At 48.8% G+C, this 16,017-nt stretch carries 16 protein-coding genes; 12 read left to right on the top strand and 4 right to left on the bottom strand.

All coding sequences use genetic code 11. The features are described from left to right. Positions 1 to 29: 29 nt before the first annotated feature. Positions 30 to 797 (bottom strand): hydroxyacylglutathione hydrolase, encoded by a 768-nt coding sequence (gene gloB, locus H141_RS0103060; protein ID WP_019674778.1) that lies wholly within the window; start codon positions 795 to 797, stop codon positions 30 to 32. A 69-nt stretch (positions 798 to 866) separates the two neighbouring features. Here gloB and H141_RS0103055 point away from each other — a divergent pair, with 69 nt between their 5' ends. Next, positions 867 to 1,604, top strand: coding sequence for a methyltransferase domain-containing protein (locus H141_RS0103055; RefSeq protein ID WP_019674777.1), 738 nt, complete (start codon positions 867 to 869; stop codon positions 1,602 to 1,604). Positions 1,605 to 1,646: 42 nt separating this feature from the next. Here H141_RS0103055 and H141_RS0103050 read toward each other — a convergent pair whose 3' ends face one another. Both H141_RS0103050 and H141_RS0103045 read right to left on the bottom strand, forming a co-directional pair. Continuing rightward, a complete protein-coding gene (locus H141_RS0103050) occupies positions 1,647 to 2,510 on the bottom strand; it encodes a TraB/GumN family protein (protein ID WP_019674776.1) in 864 nt (287 codons plus the stop codon). A 36-nt stretch (positions 2,511 to 2,546) separates the two neighbouring features. Continuing rightward, positions 2,547 to 3,080 carry a DUF2058 domain-containing protein gene (locus tag H141_RS0103045; protein WP_019674775.1) on the bottom strand — a complete coding sequence of 178 codons (534 nt, stop codon included), beginning with the start codon at positions 3,078 to 3,080 and terminating at the stop codon, positions 2,547 to 2,549. A gap of 108 nt (positions 3,081 to 3,188) precedes the next feature. Here H141_RS0103045 and H141_RS0103040 point away from each other — a divergent pair, with 108 nt between their 5' ends. After that, on the top strand, positions 3,189 to 4,511 hold the full coding sequence (locus tag H141_RS0103040) for a DEAD/DEAH box helicase (RefSeq protein ID WP_019674774.1): 1,323 nt from the start codon (positions 3,189 to 3,191) through the stop codon (positions 4,509 to 4,511). A 263-nt stretch (positions 4,512 to 4,774) separates the two neighbouring features. Then, complete coding sequence (locus tag H141_RS0103035; RefSeq protein WP_019674773.1) at positions 4,775 to 4,987, top strand: cold-shock protein; 213 nt, start codon at positions 4,775 to 4,777, stop codon at positions 4,985 to 4,987. Positions 4,988 to 5,029: 42 nt separating this feature from the next. Here H141_RS0103035 and dinB read toward each other — a convergent pair whose 3' ends face one another. Continuing rightward, a complete protein-coding gene (dinB, locus tag H141_RS0103030; protein WP_240473085.1) occupies positions 5,030 to 6,160 on the bottom strand; it encodes a DNA polymerase IV in 1,131 nt (376 codons plus the stop codon). A gap of 172 nt (positions 6,161 to 6,332) precedes the next feature. Between dinB and glyA the strand changes: the two genes are divergently transcribed. The 9 genes from glyA to H141_RS0102985 all read left to right on the top strand — a co-directional run bounded on the left by glyA (position 6,333) and on the right by H141_RS0102985 (position 15,998). Continuing rightward, complete coding sequence (gene glyA / locus H141_RS0103025) at positions 6,333 to 7,586, top strand: serine hydroxymethyltransferase (protein WP_019674771.1); 1,254 nt, start codon at positions 6,333 to 6,335, stop codon at positions 7,584 to 7,586. Between the two features lie 60 nt (positions 7,587 to 7,646). Then, positions 7,647 to 8,099: a transcriptional regulator NrdR gene (nrdR, locus tag H141_RS0103020; RefSeq protein ID WP_019674770.1), complete on the top strand. Its 453-nt coding sequence runs from the start codon at positions 7,647 to 7,649 to the stop codon at positions 8,097 to 8,099. A gap of 8 nt (positions 8,100 to 8,107) precedes the next feature. After that, entirely contained in the window at positions 8,108 to 9,226 is a 1,119-nt protein-coding gene (ribD, locus tag H141_RS0103015) for a bifunctional diaminohydroxyphosphoribosylaminopyrimidine deaminase/5-amino-6-(5-phosphoribosylamino)uracil reductase RibD (RefSeq protein WP_033425364.1), read from the top strand. Between the two features lie 86 nt (positions 9,227 to 9,312). After that, complete coding sequence (ribBA, locus tag H141_RS0103010) at positions 9,313 to 10,422, top strand: bifunctional 3,4-dihydroxy-2-butanone-4-phosphate synthase/GTP cyclohydrolase II (protein ID WP_019674768.1); 1,110 nt, start codon at positions 9,313 to 9,315, stop codon at positions 10,420 to 10,422. 77 nt (positions 10,423 to 10,499) lie between these two features. Continuing rightward, positions 10,500 to 10,964 (top strand): 6,7-dimethyl-8-ribityllumazine synthase, encoded by a 465-nt coding sequence (gene ribH / locus H141_RS0103005; RefSeq protein ID WP_019674767.1) that lies wholly within the window; start codon positions 10,500 to 10,502, stop codon positions 10,962 to 10,964. 11 nt (positions 10,965 to 10,975) lie between these two features. Continuing rightward, complete coding sequence (gene nusB, locus H141_RS0103000) at positions 10,976 to 11,389, top strand: transcription antitermination factor NusB (protein WP_019674766.1); 414 nt, start codon at positions 10,976 to 10,978, stop codon at positions 11,387 to 11,389. A 14-nt stretch (positions 11,390 to 11,403) separates the two neighbouring features. After that, the gene (thiL, locus tag H141_RS0102995; RefSeq protein ID WP_240473084.1) at positions 11,404 to 12,387 is read left to right on the top strand and encodes a thiamine-phosphate kinase; all 984 of its coding nucleotides are present in this window, start codon (positions 11,404 to 11,406) and stop codon (positions 12,385 to 12,387) included. Continuing rightward, positions 12,384 to 12,863: a phosphatidylglycerophosphatase A family protein gene (locus tag H141_RS0102990; RefSeq protein ID WP_019674764.1), complete on the top strand. Its 480-nt coding sequence runs from the start codon at positions 12,384 to 12,386 to the stop codon at positions 12,861 to 12,863. The genes thiL and H141_RS0102990 overlap by 4 nt, the downstream gene beginning before the upstream one ends. Before the next feature lie 33 nt (positions 12,864 to 12,896). Beyond that, complete coding sequence (locus H141_RS0102985) at positions 12,897 to 15,998, top strand: ligand-binding sensor domain-containing protein (protein WP_019674763.1); 3,102 nt, start codon at positions 12,897 to 12,899, stop codon at positions 15,996 to 15,998. Positions 15,999 to 16,017 lie beyond the last annotated feature (19 nt).

Below are 16,017 nucleotides of genomic sequence, written 5' to 3'. Positions count from 1 at the left end.
ATGTTACCTGTTCAAAGCCTGATTGCAAGTCAGGATTTAAACGGGTCCTTCATCGTTCTGAGCAGGGTAAACAGGCCCAGGCTGGTGTTTTGTTGGAAGCGCTGTTGCAACGCTTTGTTTTCGCATCGTAAAAACGGATTAACTTGTTGTTCGGTTGCCAAATTGCCGGGCAATGTGGGCTTATTTTGCTGGCGTAAGCTCTGACAGTGTTGCTGATAATTTTTTAACTGCTGATTATCAGGTTCAATTGTCAGGGCGAAACGCAGGTTTGCCAGCGTATACTCATGCGTGCAATACACTTGTGTATCGGCTGGCAATGTCGCTAGTTTGCACAGGGAGTGATGTAATTGCGCCGCGCTACCTTCAAACAGGCGGCCGCAGCCAGCGCTAAACAGGGTATCACCACAAAATAAGTAAGGCTTGCTGTAAAAGCCAATGTGGCCAAGGGTGTGGCCGGGCAAATCGATTACCTGTAACTGAGTTTGAAAAGGTGGCAGCTGAACAGTATCACCTTGTTGCACCTGCTCGGTTAACAGCGGTATTTTGGTTTGCTCGGCGCCAGGGCCAATAATCCGCACATCCGGCCAGGCTTGTTGCAGTTCAGCCAGGCCACCGGTATGGTCAGGGTGATGATGGGTGATCAGAATTGCGTACAAAGACTTCTGCTGTTGCTTTAAAAAAGCCAGCACTGGTTTAGCATCGCCGGGGTCAACTACAATACAAAATGGGTTATCTGGCTGACACAGGCTCCAAATGTAGTTATCCTCAAAGGCAGCAAGCGGGTTAATAGTCAGCATCAGGTTTTCTCTTAACGTTTTCTTTAAACATTAAAGGTCTCTCAACATTAAAGCAGGCACAACTTTATCATGAAACCGGCATTGAACGAAAACGAACCGCAGGTACCTGAGAGCTGGCAGGCGTTTTTACAGGGGCCGGCGTTAGCGCAGGCAATAGCCGGGCAATTACAGCCATGGTGGCAGCAAATTTTTGGTTACTATTTGCTTAAAGTGGGCGATTTAAGCAGTGACTTAACCTTACCGGGTTGCAAAATTAAGCATCAGGTACATTTAGGCAGTACAGATAACGGTAAAAGTCATCTGATTGGTTTGCCAGATACGTTGCCAATAGATAGCCATAGTATTGATGCGGTATTACTTAGCCACTGTCTGGAGTATCAAACCGATCCGCACCATATTGTGCGGGAAGCCCATAGGGTACTGCTGCCAGATGGTTATTTATTATTAACCGGTTTTAATCCGCTCAGTATTCTGGGGCTGGTTGGTATCGCACCCTGGCTGAAGCAGCGTTATCCCTGGCAGGGCCGGTTTTTTTCGCCAGGCCGGGTCAAAGACTGGTTACATTTGATTGGTTTTGAAGTGCTGTCTGAACAACGCTTTTTTTATGGCAGCATGTTGGTGAGTGAGTACAGCAACAACAGTATGCAACGCTTTGCTGAGAAGTATCTGAATTATTTTGCAGGCTGTTATTTGCTGGTCGCCCGTAAGCGCGAATTGCCTTTAACTCCTATCCGGCCACGCTGGCAACTTGCGCCAGCGTTTGCCGAAGGGGTAAAAGGTGTTAGCGCCCGCCAGGGTTGCCGTTAAATAGCTGCGTTTTGGCGGAGCAGCTTAATTTGCCGCTAAGCGTTACTCGGTAAGCTGGCTTATGGCATAGCCTTGTTGTTGTAACAGCTGCAATAAACCATCTTCACCGGCCAGATGTAAAGCGCCCACCAATACCATAGTAGTTTGCCCGGTGCTGGTTAGCGCTTGTAACTGTGGCATCCAGGCGTGATTGCGTTTAACCAGTAAAATCTCATACAACTGCGGTATTTGCTGCAAATCACCAATAAACAATTGCTCCAGTTTGGCGGCATCACCACCACGCCAGGCTTGCTTCATTTCAAGCAGTTGCTCTTCAACTTTATGCATATCATCGAGGGTAGAACTGATGGTCAGATCAGGATCCAGCTGATTCATGCCATCCAGCACTGCCAGATGTTCATCTATGGTTTCCAGGCCGGCAATGCTCTTATTTTGTTGCTGCCCCAGTTGCATATAATGCATATCCACGCCGGTTTCTGCAGTACCTAAACGTTGCATTTCAACGGTTGCCAGCATCATGGCGGCAAAACCCGGTTTAAAACGACTGATTGCTGCAATCGGCATATTGCGTGCAGTGGCGTAAGTTTTTAGCCGTTGATAAACCCCGGCTGACAATACCTGCTCCAGGGTCCTGCCGTCACTATAGGTGTTTTGCTGCATCATTTTTGTTAGCCCGGCCGGGCTGGTTAACACATTTAAATCGGTTTCGAACAGTAAATGGCTGCTGGCATTAAACGCAGTGTCATACGCTGCAGGCAGTGGATAATCACTTTTGCTAAGCAAATGAACTGTACCCGCCAGATAAAAATGTTGATCTCCCTTACTGACTTTCCAGACACTGGCCGCTGATAATGAGCTGCTAAGCAGCAGTAGCGACAGGCATAAAAACGAAGTTAATAAACGCATGGTGTCTCCTGACTATAGATAGAGATTAGCAAAAAATTACCACATCAAATCATCCGGGATCTGATAATCAGCATAAGGATCATCTTCATCCGGTTGTTGTTGCTTGGTATTAAGTAACACTATGCTAGCGGCATCACGCTGCATTACTTTTTCTGCTACTTGCGCAGGGATTAAAATATACTGTTCTGCCAGACGGGCAATGGCCACCAGGCCTCGGCTGAGCTCGTCATGCAGTTTACTGCTGACGTACAGCTTTTTGACCAACTTACCATCAACAAAATTAAAGCCAACGTCACCTTTACTATTAATGGCATTGGTTTCAATTATTTGTTTTACCTGAGCGGCAATAGCTTTTTGGGCTAACTCAGCTTGCTTTTGCCGGTTAAGTTCACGATCGCGTTCTACTTGCTCAGCTTTGGCTTGCTGTGCCAGCGTTGCTGTCTGGTTGTCTGGTATGGCTTTTTTGCCAGCCTGAGTTTTTAGCTGGTGCTTCTCTTTTTTTACTTTTTTTACTTTTTTGGCATCGGCCAGGCCAGCTTTCAGCAGCTGGTCACGTAACGCATTACTCATATCAGGGCTACTCGGGTTGCAGGGTAAATAAGCAGCTTAGTGTACCTTAAGCAATCTTATTAACTCAAATGGGCCAGTTCGGTTATCATATACCAGTACTCCAAGGTGATGAGGTTAATTTTGCCATTTAAAGATTTAGCGTTAGATCCACGCTTACTCAGGTCCATCCAGCATCTGGGCTTTGCTAAGCCGACAGAGATTCAACAAGAAGCCATACCGGCAGTAATGGTAGGCCGCGATTTAATTGTATCCTCGCAAACCGGCTCGGGTAAAACCCTGGCCTATTTATTGCCAATGATGCAGCGGCTGTTGAAAAGCAGGGCATTGTCAAAGCAAGACGCCCGGGCGCTGATTTTAGCGCCTACCCGGGAACTGGCGAAGCAGGTTTATGCCCAATTGCGGTTGTTGGTGGCCAATACCCCGGTTACAGCTGCATTAATTGTTGGCGGTGAAAACTTCAATGATCAGGAAAAAATCCTGAAGCGTCAGCCAACTATTGTGGTAGCAACACCGGGGCGGTTCGTCGATCACCTTGAGCATAAAGCCTTGTTTTTGCATGGTTTAGAGATGCTGATCCTGGATGAAGCTGACCGGATGCTGGATTTAGGTTTCCTGCCGCAACTTACCTTCATCAATAAAGCGGCTGACCATCGTTTACGCCAGACTATGTTATTTTCGGCCACGCTCGATCATGCTGAAGTGGATAATCTGGCACTGGCCTTGTTAAAGAATCCATACCGGGTCGCGGTAGGGGCTGGCTACCAGCAACACCAGGATATTGAGCAGCGGTTCTTCCTCGCCGATAACTTAAGCCATAAGGAAGCGCTGCTGAGCCACTTTTTACAACAGCAGGACATTAATCAGCTTATTATGTTTACGGCTACCCGTGCCGACGCCGAACGCTTAACCAGTGTGTGTGAAGCAGCGGGTTTTACTGCAGTGGGATTAAGCGGAAAACTAAGTCAGCAACAGCGAAATAGTGTAATGCAGCAATTTGCCACTGGTAAATTTCAGGTGCTGGTTACCACCGATTTGGCGTCTCGCGGCCTTGACTTACTTAAGGTATCACACGTTATTAACTTTGATCTGCCAAAGCACCCTGAAGAATATGTGCATCGGATTGGCCGCACCGGCAGGGCAGGAGCAAAGGGCCAGGCAATATCGCTGGTGGGGCCAAAAGACTGGCCGAGTTTACAGAATATTGAAGCGTTTTTACGCCATGCTATTGAGTTTTCAGTGGTAGAGGCATTACCCGCGCGATTTAGCGGGATTGTTGCCCCAACGCAACAGCCTAAGGTGAGAAGTAAGGCCAGCGGATCGGCAAAAGCCGCTAAGCCAAGGCCGGTTAAGCCTGACAGCGCAAAAACCAAGACCCCAACCTTCTTTGAAGGTGGTGACGATGGTAGTGGCCCGGTGCGTAGAAAAAAATAATTTGTTGCTGGTTAATTGTTCAGCGTTTTTACTGCTACACTGAAAAAGTTAACTTGTTTCTGCCGGCGGTAACCCGCTCTGGCAGATGCAATTTAGCCGGTGCGGCCTGTAATAGAATATATTTTCTGCTCGTCTGGTATTTATGTTGACCGCGTGATCAGCTTAACTGATAATGCAGTTGAATATTTACCCGCTTGACTACCTGGCCGGTAATATTTAAGTCGCCGAAAATTCGGCAAATTTAGTTAAAGTAAGAGAGTGTTATGTCACAGTTAATTTCCGGTACAGTTAAGTGGTTCAACGAAGATAAAGGTTTTGGTTTTATTGAGCGCGAAGGCGGCAAAGACGTATTCGTTCATTTCCGCGCTATCAATGGTACTGGCCGTAAAACTTTAGTTGAAGGTCAACGCGTAACTTTCGAAGTTACCGAAGGTCAGAAAGGTCCACAGGCTGAAAACGTCACTGTAACCGGTTAATCTGATAGTATTTGTAAAGAGCCAGCCAACGAGCTGGCTTTTTTATGCTTGCGATTCAAATGGCAAGCAAAGTTGCCCGGGGTTAGGTGGGTTAAAGCCAAGCTGTAAACCTACCAGTCGCACCCCTTGACGTTGCCGGCGTTGCCACGCCTGTTGCAACAACGGTAAAAACTGCTCCAGGCTGGCCGTTTGCGCCTGACATTCGACAGTAGTTTGTCGAAAATCGCTGAATTTAAGTTTTACCCCGATTTTCTGCAGGCCCTTTTCACCCTGATTAGCCAAGCGCAGTTGCAGCTTGGGCCATAAGGAACTCAGCGCCTCAACACAGTCCTGATAAGCATCGATATCGGCCGCCAGTGTTTGCTCAACCCCAACCGACTTAGCCTGGCGCTCTACGCGCACCGGGCGCTCATCTATACCCTGACTGCGTTTTAACAGGCTATCTGCCATGGCGCCAAACTGCTTTACCAGTACTGCCAGATCGCAATCAGCGATATCTTTGCAATGGGTTAAGCCCAGCCGGGCCAGGCGCTCTGCTGTTTTACTGCCAACGCCGGGTAGTTTGGCCAGTGGCAGTTTCTCAACAAATTCGGCGACCTCACCCGGAGTAATAACAAATAAACCATCAGGTTTATTTTCATCACTGGCAATTTTTGCCAGAAATTTATTAGGCGCCACCCCTGCTGATGCTGTTAAGCCGGTTTCAGCCAGAATAACGCGCCGGATATCTGCGGCAATCCGGGTTGCGCTGCCGCCAAAATGACTGCTGTCGCTGACATCAATAAAGGCTTCGTCCAGCGACAATGGCTCAACCAGATCACTATAACGCTGGAAAATAGCGCGTATTTGCCGGCTAACTGTTTTATATTTATCCATATTGCCGGCCATCAGATGCAGTTGCGGGCATAATTTCAAGGCCTGGCCGGTGGGCATGGCAGAGCGCACACCAAAAGCACGGGCCGGATAGTTACAGGTAGCAATAACACCCCGGCTAGTGCGGCTGCCGCCAATCGCCAGAGGAATACTGGCCAGTGCCGGATTGTCCCGCATTTCTACTGCGGCGAAAAAGCAATCCATGTCGATATGAATAATTTTACGCTGACTGACCATAGTGGTTATTTCGCTGTATTGATATACAGTATAGTAGTGGGCTGCCACTACCTTGTAAAGCACAGGCAGCTGTAAAGCTTGCTGTGCGTTTTGCCAGCCAATCCGATAACCATCACCTTCAGACGGCCAGATGGCTATATTTTCGGTGCATCCTTTGTGAAATCAGGGTAGAATATGCGCCAGTTCAGACCCCAGTGATTAAACCAGTTAGCGTAACCCGCGCCCAGGAGAAAGCATGTTAAAGCGTGAGATGAATATTGCCGATTTTGACCCGGAATTATGGCAGGCAATAACCGATGAAACCGCCAGACAAGAAGCGCATATTGAGCTGATTGCTTCTGAAAACTACGCCAGTCCGCGGGTATTGCAGGCGCAAGGTTCACAGCTTACCAATAAGTATGCAGAAGGGTATCCACACAAGCGCTATTATGGCGGTTGTGAGTTTGTTGATATTGCTGAAGATTTAGCTATTGCCCGCGCCAAGCAATTATTTGGCGCCGATTATGCCAATGTGCAGCCGCATGCCGGTTCCCAGGCTAACGCAGCCGTATTTTTAGCCTTGCTGGAAGCTGGCGATACTATACTAGGTATGAGCCTGGCGCATGGTGGCCATTTAACTCATGGCTCGCATGTCAGCTCTTCAGGCAAATTGTATAAAGCTGTGCAGTATGGCTTACATCCTGAAACGGGTGTGATTGATTATGAGCAGGCCGAAGCTCTGGCACTTGAGCATAAACCAAAATTAATTATTGCTGGTTTTTCTGCCTATTCTGGCATTGTAGACTGGCAGCGTTTTCGTGACATCGCCGATAAAGTAGGCGCTTACCTGTTAGTTGATATGGCCCATGTTGCCGGCTTGGTTGCCGCAGGCTTATATCCAAACCCGGTTCCGGTTGCCGACGTCGTTACCACTACTACCCATAAAACCCTGGCCGGCCCCCGTGGTGGTTTAATTCTGGCCCGTAAAAACGAAGCGATTGAGAAAAAACTGAATTCTGCGGTATTCCCGGGAAGTCAGGGTGGGCCGTTGATGCATGTTATCGCCGCCAAAGCGGTCGCCTTTAAAGAGGCGTTACAGCCGGAATTTAAAGTGTATCAGCAGCAGGTGCTGAACAATGCCAAAGCCATGTGTGATGAAATGATTAAACGTGGCTATAAGATTGTTTCAGGTGGTACCGAGAACCATCTGTTTCTGATGGATTTAATCGACAAAGATATTACTGGTAAAGATGCGGATGCCGCTTTAGGCAAAGCGCATATTACCGTTAATAAAAACTCTGTACCTAATGACCCGCGTTCTCCCTTCGTTACCAGTGGTTTACGTATTGGCACCCCAGCGATTACCCGCCGTGGTTTTAAAGAAGAACAGGCACGCCAGGTGGCGGGCTTTATTTGTGATGTGCTGGACAATATTAACGACGAAAGCGTGATTGAACGGGTGAAAGCCGATGTTGGCCAATTGTGCAGTCGCTTTCCGGTTTATGCTTAACCGATAATTTAGTGCTATTATGGCCGCATTTGCGGCCATTTTTATCTCTGAGAACTGCCTATGTATTGTCCCTTTTGTAATGCTGATGACACCAAGGTAATTGACTCGCGCCTGGTTGCCGATGGCCATCAGGTTCGCAGGCGCCGCGAATGTCTGGCTTGCCATGAACGTTTTACTACTTTTGAAGCGGCAGAATTAGTGATGCCGCGGATCATTAAACGGGATGGCTCACGTGAGCCATTTAACGAGGACAAGCTGCGCAATGGCTTGTTGCGTTCTCTGGAAAAACGGCCGGTATCCACTGAGCAGATTGAACAGCTTATTCAGAAAATTAAATCGCAGTTACGGGCGACTGGCGAGCGTGAGCTGGCCAGTAATATGCTGGGTAATCTGATCATGGATGAGCTGGTCAAGGTTGATAAAGTGGCTTATGTCCGGTTCGCTTCTGTCTACCGATCTTTTAAAGATATTCGTGAATTCGGTGAAGAAATTGCCCGCTTAGGAGAGCAATAGTGGCTTTTATGCCGGCTGATCACGACTTTATGACGCGCGCGCTGCAGTTAGCAGCTAAAGGCCGCTTTACCACCGATCCTAACCCGAATGTTGGGGCGGTAATGGTTAACAACGGCAAGGTGGTTGGCGAGGGCTATCATCATCAGGCCGGGCAAGGCCATGCTGAAGTCTATGCGCTGGCGGAGGCTGGCGGGCAAGCCCGCAGCGCAACCTGTTATGTGACGCTGGAACCATGCAGCCATTTTGGCCGCACGCCACCGTGCGCAGAGGCGTTGATTGCTGCCGGGGTAAGTCGGGTGGTGATCGCAATGCTTGATCCTAATCCGCTGGTTGCGGGCAAGGGCGTGGCACTGCTAGAGCAAGCAGGGATCAAGGTCGAAAGTGGCTTAATGGAAGTTGAGGCCAGAGCGTTAAACCGAGGCTTTCTTAGTGCCATGGAGCGGCAAAGACCCTGGCTAAGGCTGAAGCTGGCTGCAAGTATTGATGGTCGCACAGCGCTCGCCAATGGTCAGAGTAAGTGGATAACCAGCCCGGCAGCCAGAGCCGATGTGCAGTTGCACCGGGCGCAAAGCAGCGCGGTGCTGTCTACGGCCAGCACAGTGCTGGCTGATAATGCCCGCCTGACGGTACGTCAACCAGCCGACGCCACGCCAATAACGACATTAAATAACGGTGAATTACGTCAGCCATTAAGAATTATTCTGGACCGGCGTCAGCAATTAACCGGCAGTGAGCCACTGTTCAGTTTAGCCGGCCCCATTTTGCTGTGTATTGCCCCTGATAAGCCACAGCGGCAAATGCCATGGCAGGTGGAGCAGCAAGCAGTGCCGCTTAGTAACGATGGTTACTTTGATTTAGCGGCTTTGCTAAAGCTGCTAGCCGCCCGCCAGGTGCGCAGTATCTGGGTAGAAGCGGGCGCCACGCTAGCAGGGAGTTTGTTACAGCAACAATTAGTCGATGAGTTTATTTTATATCAGGCGCCCGTATTATTGGGGCCACAGGCCAGGGCCATGGCAGAACTACCAGAATTAAAGGCGTTGAGTCAGGCTAACCGGTTTGAGTTCAACGATATTTGCCGGCTTGGACCAGATTTGCGGCTGACAGCGCTACTGAGTGCAGTTGACTGAGCAAAAACAGATCAGAACGTTTTAAAACCGGTACAGAACAGCGTCAGGCACCTGTATTACTGAAGCAACATTTAACAAGGGTTTTTATGCAACTGAATACACCTGCTGAAATTATTGAAGACATTCGTCAGGGCAAAATGGTAGTACTGATGGATGATGAAGATCGCGAGAACGAAGGCGATCTGGTGATGGCAGCTGACTACGTTACGCCTGAGGCGATAAACTTTATGGCCAAGCATGGCCGTGGCCTTATTTGCCTTACCCTCAGTAAAAAACGCTGCAAACAGCTTAATTTGCCGTTAATGGTAGATGCAAACAAGTCGCCCTTTGCCACTAACTTCACCGTTTCTATTGAAGCGGCTGAAGGGGTAACAACCGGCATATCGGCTGCGGACCGGGCCAGGACAGTTAAAGCCGCAGTGGCCCGCGACGCCAGCCCGGCAGATATTGTGCAACCAGGGCATATTTTCCCGTTAATGGCACAGGATGGTGGCGTGCTGGTGCGTGCCGGCCACACTGAAGCAGGTTGTGATTTAGCCCGATTGGCCGGTTTAGAGCCTGCAGCGGTAATCGTAGAAATTTTGAATGATGACGGCACCATGGCAAGGCGACCCGACTTAGAAGTGTTTGCCCGTGAGCATAATATTAAAATTGGTACCATTGCTGATTTAATTGAATACCGTAATTTAAATGAAACCACTATTGAAAAAGTAGCGACCTGTCAGTTACCGACCGAAGTCGGTGATTTTCAGTTGGTGACTTTTAAAGATACCATCGATAATCAGCTGCATTTTGCCCTGGTAAAAGGTGAAATAAAGCCAGAGGAAGCGACGCTGGTGCGGGTCCATTTGCACAACACGTTTTCTGATCTGCTGTTGGCTGACCGGGCAGCGAATCGCAGTTTCCCGCTGCATACCGCAATGAAGCGGATTGCTGATGAAGGAGGGGTGCTGGTGTTGCTGGGTAAGCATGAATCTACAGCTGAGCTGATACGGATGGTGCAGGCATTTGAAGCTGAAGATAAAGGTGAACAACCCAAAGCCGCACCATGGAAAGGTACCTCACGCAATGTTGGGGTGGGCTCACAAATTCTGGCCAGTCTGGGCGTAAAGAAAATGCGCTTGCTTAGCCAGCCTAAAAAATACCATGCATTATCTGGTTTCGGACTGGAAGTAGTCGACTACGTATCCGAATAACAGCAATGCCGCATTTGCGGTTTTTGTGATATTATGCGCGGCTGATTTTTGCAGCCGCAGATTCGAGAGGATTTACCATGCAAGTGATTGAAGCCGGCTATGTAGCCAAGGGCAAAAAGTTCGCATTAGTGGTGGCACGGTTCAATGGTTTTATCGTTGAAAGCCTGTTAGAGGGTGCCGTTGACACATTAAAGCGGGTAGGCAACGTGGCCGACGAGGATATTACAGTTGTGCGGATCCCTGGTGCCTTTGAAATGCCACTGGCTTTGCAACGAGTGGCTGCCAGCAAAAAGTATGATGCGATTATTGCCCTTGGTGCAGTGATCCGCGGTGGTACGCCACATTTTGAGTACGTGTCTGGTGAGTGTACCAAAGGTATCGGTCAGGTGGCATTAACCTATAATCTGCCAGTCGCTTTTGGCGTACTAACCGTTGATAGTATTGAACAGGCAATTGAACGTGCGGGCACCAAAGCAGGTAACAAAGGCGCAGAAGCGGCAATGTCAGTGCTGGAAATGGTTAACGTACTGGATCAGCTGTAACAGGAAAATTTATGAAACCAAATGTGCGTCGTCAGTCGCGTTCACTGGCAGTACAGGGTATTTACAGCTGGCAGGTCAGCCATAACCCGATAGCTGACATTGAGCAGCAATTATTGCTGGAAAATAATGTTAAGCAACTTGATGTTGCTTACTTTCAGGATATTTTACGTGGTGTTGTTTTGCACCACAGCAAACTGGATGAGGCGTTAAAGCCCTATCTGGAACGACCGTTTGAAGATATCGATCTGGTAGAAAAAGCAGTGTTACGGGTGTCAGCGTACGAGCTGAAATACCGGCTGGATGTGCCCTATAAAGTGATTATCAATGAGGCAATTGAGTTGGCAAAAGCCTTCGCTGCTGATGACAGCCATAAATTTGTCAATGGTATTCTTGATAAAGCGGTCCGGGTGTTGCGGACCAACTAACGGAGAGCCGGCATTTGTCGGCTTTTTTACATACTATGGGTGAATTTGAACTTATCGCCAGCTTCTTTGCTGACGCCGGTATCGCGCGTCAGGATGTGATTGTTGGCGTGGGCGACGACGGTGCAGTGCTGCAAATGCGAGACGGCTACGATTTAGTCGTTACGACCGATACGATGGTTTGTGGCACCCATTTTTTTCCTGATGTCGATCCGAGGGCGCTGGGCCATAAGCTGGTTACGGTGAATGTCAGTGATTTAGCAGCCATGGGTGCTGAGCCAACCTGGTTATCTCTGGCACTAACTTTACCTAAGGTTGATGAAGCCTGGCTGCGTCAGTTTGCTGCTGGCCTGGCTGAAACTGCCGACTATTATAATTGTCGGCTGGTAGGCGGTGATACCACCCGTGGCCCGCTTAGTCTTACCATGATTGCCAAGGGTCAGGTACCGCGTGGCCGTGCTATTACCCGCTCCGGTGCTAAAGTCGGCGATTACATCTACGTAACCGGTACTCTGGGTGACGCTGCGCTGGGTTTAAAAGTGTGCCAGGGGCACGCCCAAACCAGCAAAAAACATCAGGCTCATTTATTACAACGCTTTCATTTTCCTTCGGCCCGGGTTGCGCTTGGCCAGGCTCTGCGTAATGTTGCCAGTAGCGCAATGGATATTTCAGATGGTTTATGTGGCGATTTGCCGCATATCTTGCGCAGATCTGCGGTAGGGGCATACATTGACGTCAATAAACTACCACTGTCGCAGGCATTAAAAGACAGCTGCGATCATGCCACGGCCCTGCAAATGGCATTGTCAGGTGGCGAGGATTACGAACTGTTATTCACCGTACCAGAAAATAAGCGTGGCAGTCTTGATGTTTTATTATCACCTTATGGTGTACCTGTCAGTTGCATCGGCCGGATCACGGGCGTTGCCGGTAAGCTGGAATTAAAAGCGGCTGAGCAACCATTCGAATATCAGCATCAGGGGTTTGTTCATTTCCCATGACCAATACTAAATTTCAACTGAGCCGCTGGCAGCACCTGCTGGCATTAGGTTTCGGCGTGGGCCTGGTACCAAAAGCACCCGGTACTTTTGGTACCCTGATTGCCATCCCTTTTATTATCGGTTTTGCCGCGCTCGGCTTAGCCTGGTATCTGGCATTTCTGGTTGCCGGCACAGCGCTGGGTATTTATATCTGTGGTAAGACCGCTCATGATGTTGGCGAGCACGATCATGGCGCTATCGTTTGGGATGAAGTTATTGGCTATGCGCTTACCATGTTACTGGTGCCCTTAAGTGCACAAAGCCTGCTAATTGGTTTTTTATTGTTCCGCTTTTTTGATATTGTTAAACCCTGGCCAATCCGTTGGTTTGATCAGCGGGTTCATGGTGGCTTAGGGATTATGCTGGACGATTTGCTGGCGGCTGTGCCAGCCTGGCTGATATTACAATTGCTTATATATTATCAGCTGCTGAATTAGCGGCTAGCTAAGTTCGGAGCACAAGGCGAGGGAATGAAAAAAGTTATAGTACTGGCTGTAATGTTACTGCTGGGCGCATTTGGCCCGGCCGGTGCGGAACAGAATAGCTCAGCTTTAACCGCAGTGGCGACAACTGCCGCGCCGGTAAAAGCCGTACAGTCAGTTTATGATTTTGATATCAGACACTGGACCAGCAATGATGGTCTCTCCAGTAATTCAGTTCGTGCCGTGATTCAGGATGATCTTGGTTATATCTGGTTAGGCACCTCATACGGCCTGAACCGCTTTGATGGTTTACAATTCGAACATTTTACTACTGATAATACCCGCCACCTTGCCAGTAATACCATTACCCGTTTATTGCAGGACAATAGCGGTTTTATCTGGGTTGGGACCAAGGCGGGTTTGTCGGGTTTTGATCCGAAAACCCTGAAATTTGAACGTTATCCGATAGTGGCTGAAGTGACCGCTATGATTGCGGTGGCCGATAATGAAATCTGGGTGGCAGCAGATAATTTATTCCGGATTAAAGCCGGCAAGATTAGCCGGATTGAGGCAGTTCGGAGTCAGGTTCATCAGCTTGAAAAGGCCGCTGACAGTATTTGGGTGAGTAGTGCAGAGCATATTTACCAATTAAACTCTGCTGGCAGCCAGCAATTGCAGGTATACCCGCTGCCGTTAGAACTTGCCCAGACCCCGGTTTATGATTTGACAGTGACCGAGCAAGGTCTTCACCTTGCCAGCGAGAGCGGTTTTTACCACCTGACGCCGGAAGGCGAGATCCAGAAATGCCAGTTGCCTGATGGTGAGCATAGTCCCGTTTATAAACTCTTTAAAGACAGTCAAAATGGTAGCTGGATTTCAACCTATCGCAAGCTGTTTTATCGGCAACATCAGCAAGACTGGCAAACGGTGACCACAGCCGAACTTGGCACCACACCGTGGTTCAGTGATATCTTTGAAGACCAGCAGCAGAATATCTGGCTGGCCAGTTATAGTGACGGCTTATACCGTGCTGCGGCTGGAAATATCAGACGGCTGGTTGATGGGCTGGTTGATCCGGTAATACGCAGCGTTGGTTTAACGCCCGCGAATGAACTGCTTATCGCCGGTCAGTCGGCGCTGCAAATCCTCAACTCTGCTGGCAAGTTTACAACCTTGCTCGATGTTAATGTGCTGGGTAGCCAGACAATTCATGATTTTTTCTGGCCTAATCCACAGTTGCTTTGGTTTGGTGCCGATAGTGGCTTGTTGCAATACAATTTGCAGAACCAGGAACTCAGTGTACCTTTCCCCAGTTTGCAGGGCAACGCTATAAAAGTGGTGCAGCCCTCCATTGAAGGTGGGGTCTGGCTTGGCGGGGTAAGAGGTTTGTATTACGCCAAAGACAAGCAGTTAACGATGTCCCCCCTGAATGAGCAATTTGAATCCCGCAATATTACTGCGTTACAACAAACTGCAGAACAGTTGTTCGTTGGTACTACGCGTGGTTTATATCAGTATCAGCAAGATAAGCTGCAACGGCTGGGAGTAGGCACGGCACTCTACAACAGCTATATTCTGGCGCTGATCCACTTACCTGAAAACAGTTTGCTGGTCAGCACTATTGACGATGGCATTTTTATCCGTCGTCCTGATCAGCAATGGCTGCAGCTGCATAGCGGCAACGGCATGCCTCATGGCCCGGCTGTCGGTTTTAGTTACGATGCTGAGCAGCAACAGGTTTGGGTTAGTAGTCATAAAGGAATTTATCGACTGGCGTTGGCGTCTTTACCAGATAGCAGTGTCCAGCCTTTTGTGATTAATGAGGTACTAACACCATTTGACCGGCAGTTAGGCAGTGGCCCCAATCGCTGCTGCAATGGTGCGGGGCATGCTAAAATAGTGCGTTGGCAGGAAGAGTATTGGTTTCCAACACTGAAAGGATTGATTGCAGTACAGGCAGATTTAAAGCAAATGTCAGAGCTGGCTTTAAAACCGAAAATTAAACAGGTCACTACCAGCCAGCAATATCAGCTTAGTCAGGGCCAGCAACGGTTAGTACTGGAAATGAATGAGCGTAATGTGACATTGCATTATTCTGCGTTGGAGTTTATCAAACCAGATGCTTTGCACTTTCGCTACCGGCTGGATGGCTTTGACAGTCGTTGGCATGAGGTAGGGCAGCGGCTTGAGGCGGTATATACCAATTTACCACCAGGCAATTTTGTTTTTCAGCTGCAGGTACGCCAGAATGGCCATAGCTGGCAATCTGCTGCAGAAACCACTCTGTTACTGATAGTACCAGAACGTTTTGATGAAACCCTGCTATATCGTTCATTGTGGTTGTTACTGCTGCTATGTTGCTTGTATGGTGTGTTATGGCTGGTTCGGCGTAATACGCTGCACAAGCAGCAGGAGCTGGAGCGGCTGGTGAGACAGCGTACCCAGGAGCTGGAAAACAGTAATGTCAGGTTAAACGAGTTAAATGAACAACTTAGTCAGTTAACCCATAAAGATAATCTGACCGGTTTGCGTAACCGGCGTTTTATGTTTGAACAATTACCAAAAGACATTGAGCACTTTCAAAGGAATCGGGAATCGATGCAGGATCAGGGTAAATGCCTGGCGTTACTGCATGTCGATCTGGACAACTTTAAGCAAATTAATGATCAGTATGGCAACAGTGCTGGCGACAGCCTGATCCAGCAAGTCAGCGGCCTACTGATCCGGGAAACCCGTGGCTCTGACTATGTAGTACGTTTTAGCGGCGCGGCTTTTGTGCTGGTGCTGCGTGATATTCAGATCGATCTGGTTCGTCAGTTCAGTTACCGGCTGAACGAACAAGTAGCGAAAGCAGCTTTTAATTTACCCGATGGCCAGATTGTTCGGCTGACCTGTTCAATAGGTTATGCACATTATCCGTTACCGCTTTTGGGCGGCCAGTTAATTAACTGGGAGGTCTCACTGCAGCTTGCTGAGCTGGCGCTGTATCACGTTAAGCACAACGGCAAAAATGCGGTTGCAACCCTGGCATTTGATTCTCAGCTTGACGCCTTTGAGTTTGAAGATTCGGCGCATATCGAAGCACAAATTGAAAAACTACTGGCAGAGGGGCTGGTGTGGTTTGAACAGGGAGACAGCCAGGCACTGTAAAGTGCCTGGCTTAAAATTA

It is taken from the genome of Arsukibacterium perlucidum DSM 18276, from assembly GCF_000382165.1.
Taxonomy (GTDB): domain Bacteria; phylum Pseudomonadota; class Gammaproteobacteria; order Enterobacterales; family Alteromonadaceae; genus Alishewanella; species Alishewanella perlucidum.
The sequence above is the reverse complement of the archived record's forward strand: the minus strand, read 5'-3'. Positions and strand labels throughout refer to the sequence as shown.

Coding starts and splice junctions, on each gene's coding strand:
- gloB (WP_019674778.1), bottom strand. CDS start 797: ATGCTGACTATTAACCCGCTTGCTGCCTTTGAGGATAACTACATTTGG.
- H141_RS0102990 (WP_019674764.1), top strand. CDS start 12,384: ATGACCAATACTAAATTTCAACTGAGCCGCTGGCAGCACCTGCTGGCA.
- nusB (WP_019674766.1), top strand. CDS start 10,976: ATGAAACCAAATGTGCGTCGTCAGTCGCGTTCACTGGCAGTACAGGGT.
- ribH (WP_019674767.1), top strand. CDS start 10,500: ATGCAAGTGATTGAAGCCGGCTATGTAGCCAAGGGCAAAAAGTTCGCA.
- ribBA (WP_019674768.1), top strand. CDS start 9,313: ATGCAACTGAATACACCTGCTGAAATTATTGAAGACATTCGTCAGGGC.
- ribD (WP_033425364.1), top strand. CDS start 8,108: ATGCCGGCTGATCACGACTTTATGACGCGCGCGCTGCAGTTAGCAGCT.
- H141_RS0103055 (WP_019674777.1), top strand. CDS start 867: ATGAAACCGGCATTGAACGAAAACGAACCGCAGGTACCTGAGAGCTGG.
- H141_RS0103040 (WP_019674774.1), top strand. CDS start 3,189: ATGAGGTTAATTTTGCCATTTAAAGATTTAGCGTTAGATCCACGCTTA.
- H141_RS0102985 (WP_019674763.1), top strand. CDS start 12,897: ATGAAAAAAGTTATAGTACTGGCTGTAATGTTACTGCTGGGCGCATTT.
- glyA (WP_019674771.1), top strand. CDS start 6,333: ATGTTAAAGCGTGAGATGAATATTGCCGATTTTGACCCGGAATTATGG.
- H141_RS0103035 (WP_019674773.1), top strand. CDS start 4,775: ATGTCACAGTTAATTTCCGGTACAGTTAAGTGGTTCAACGAAGATAAA.
- nrdR (WP_019674770.1), top strand. CDS start 7,647: ATGTATTGTCCCTTTTGTAATGCTGATGACACCAAGGTAATTGACTCG.
- H141_RS0103045 (WP_019674775.1), bottom strand. CDS start 3,080: ATGAGTAATGCGTTACGTGACCAGCTGCTGAAAGCTGGCCTGGCCGAT.
- H141_RS0103050 (WP_019674776.1), bottom strand. CDS start 2,510: ATGCGTTTATTAACTTCGTTTTTATGCCTGTCGCTACTGCTGCTTAGC.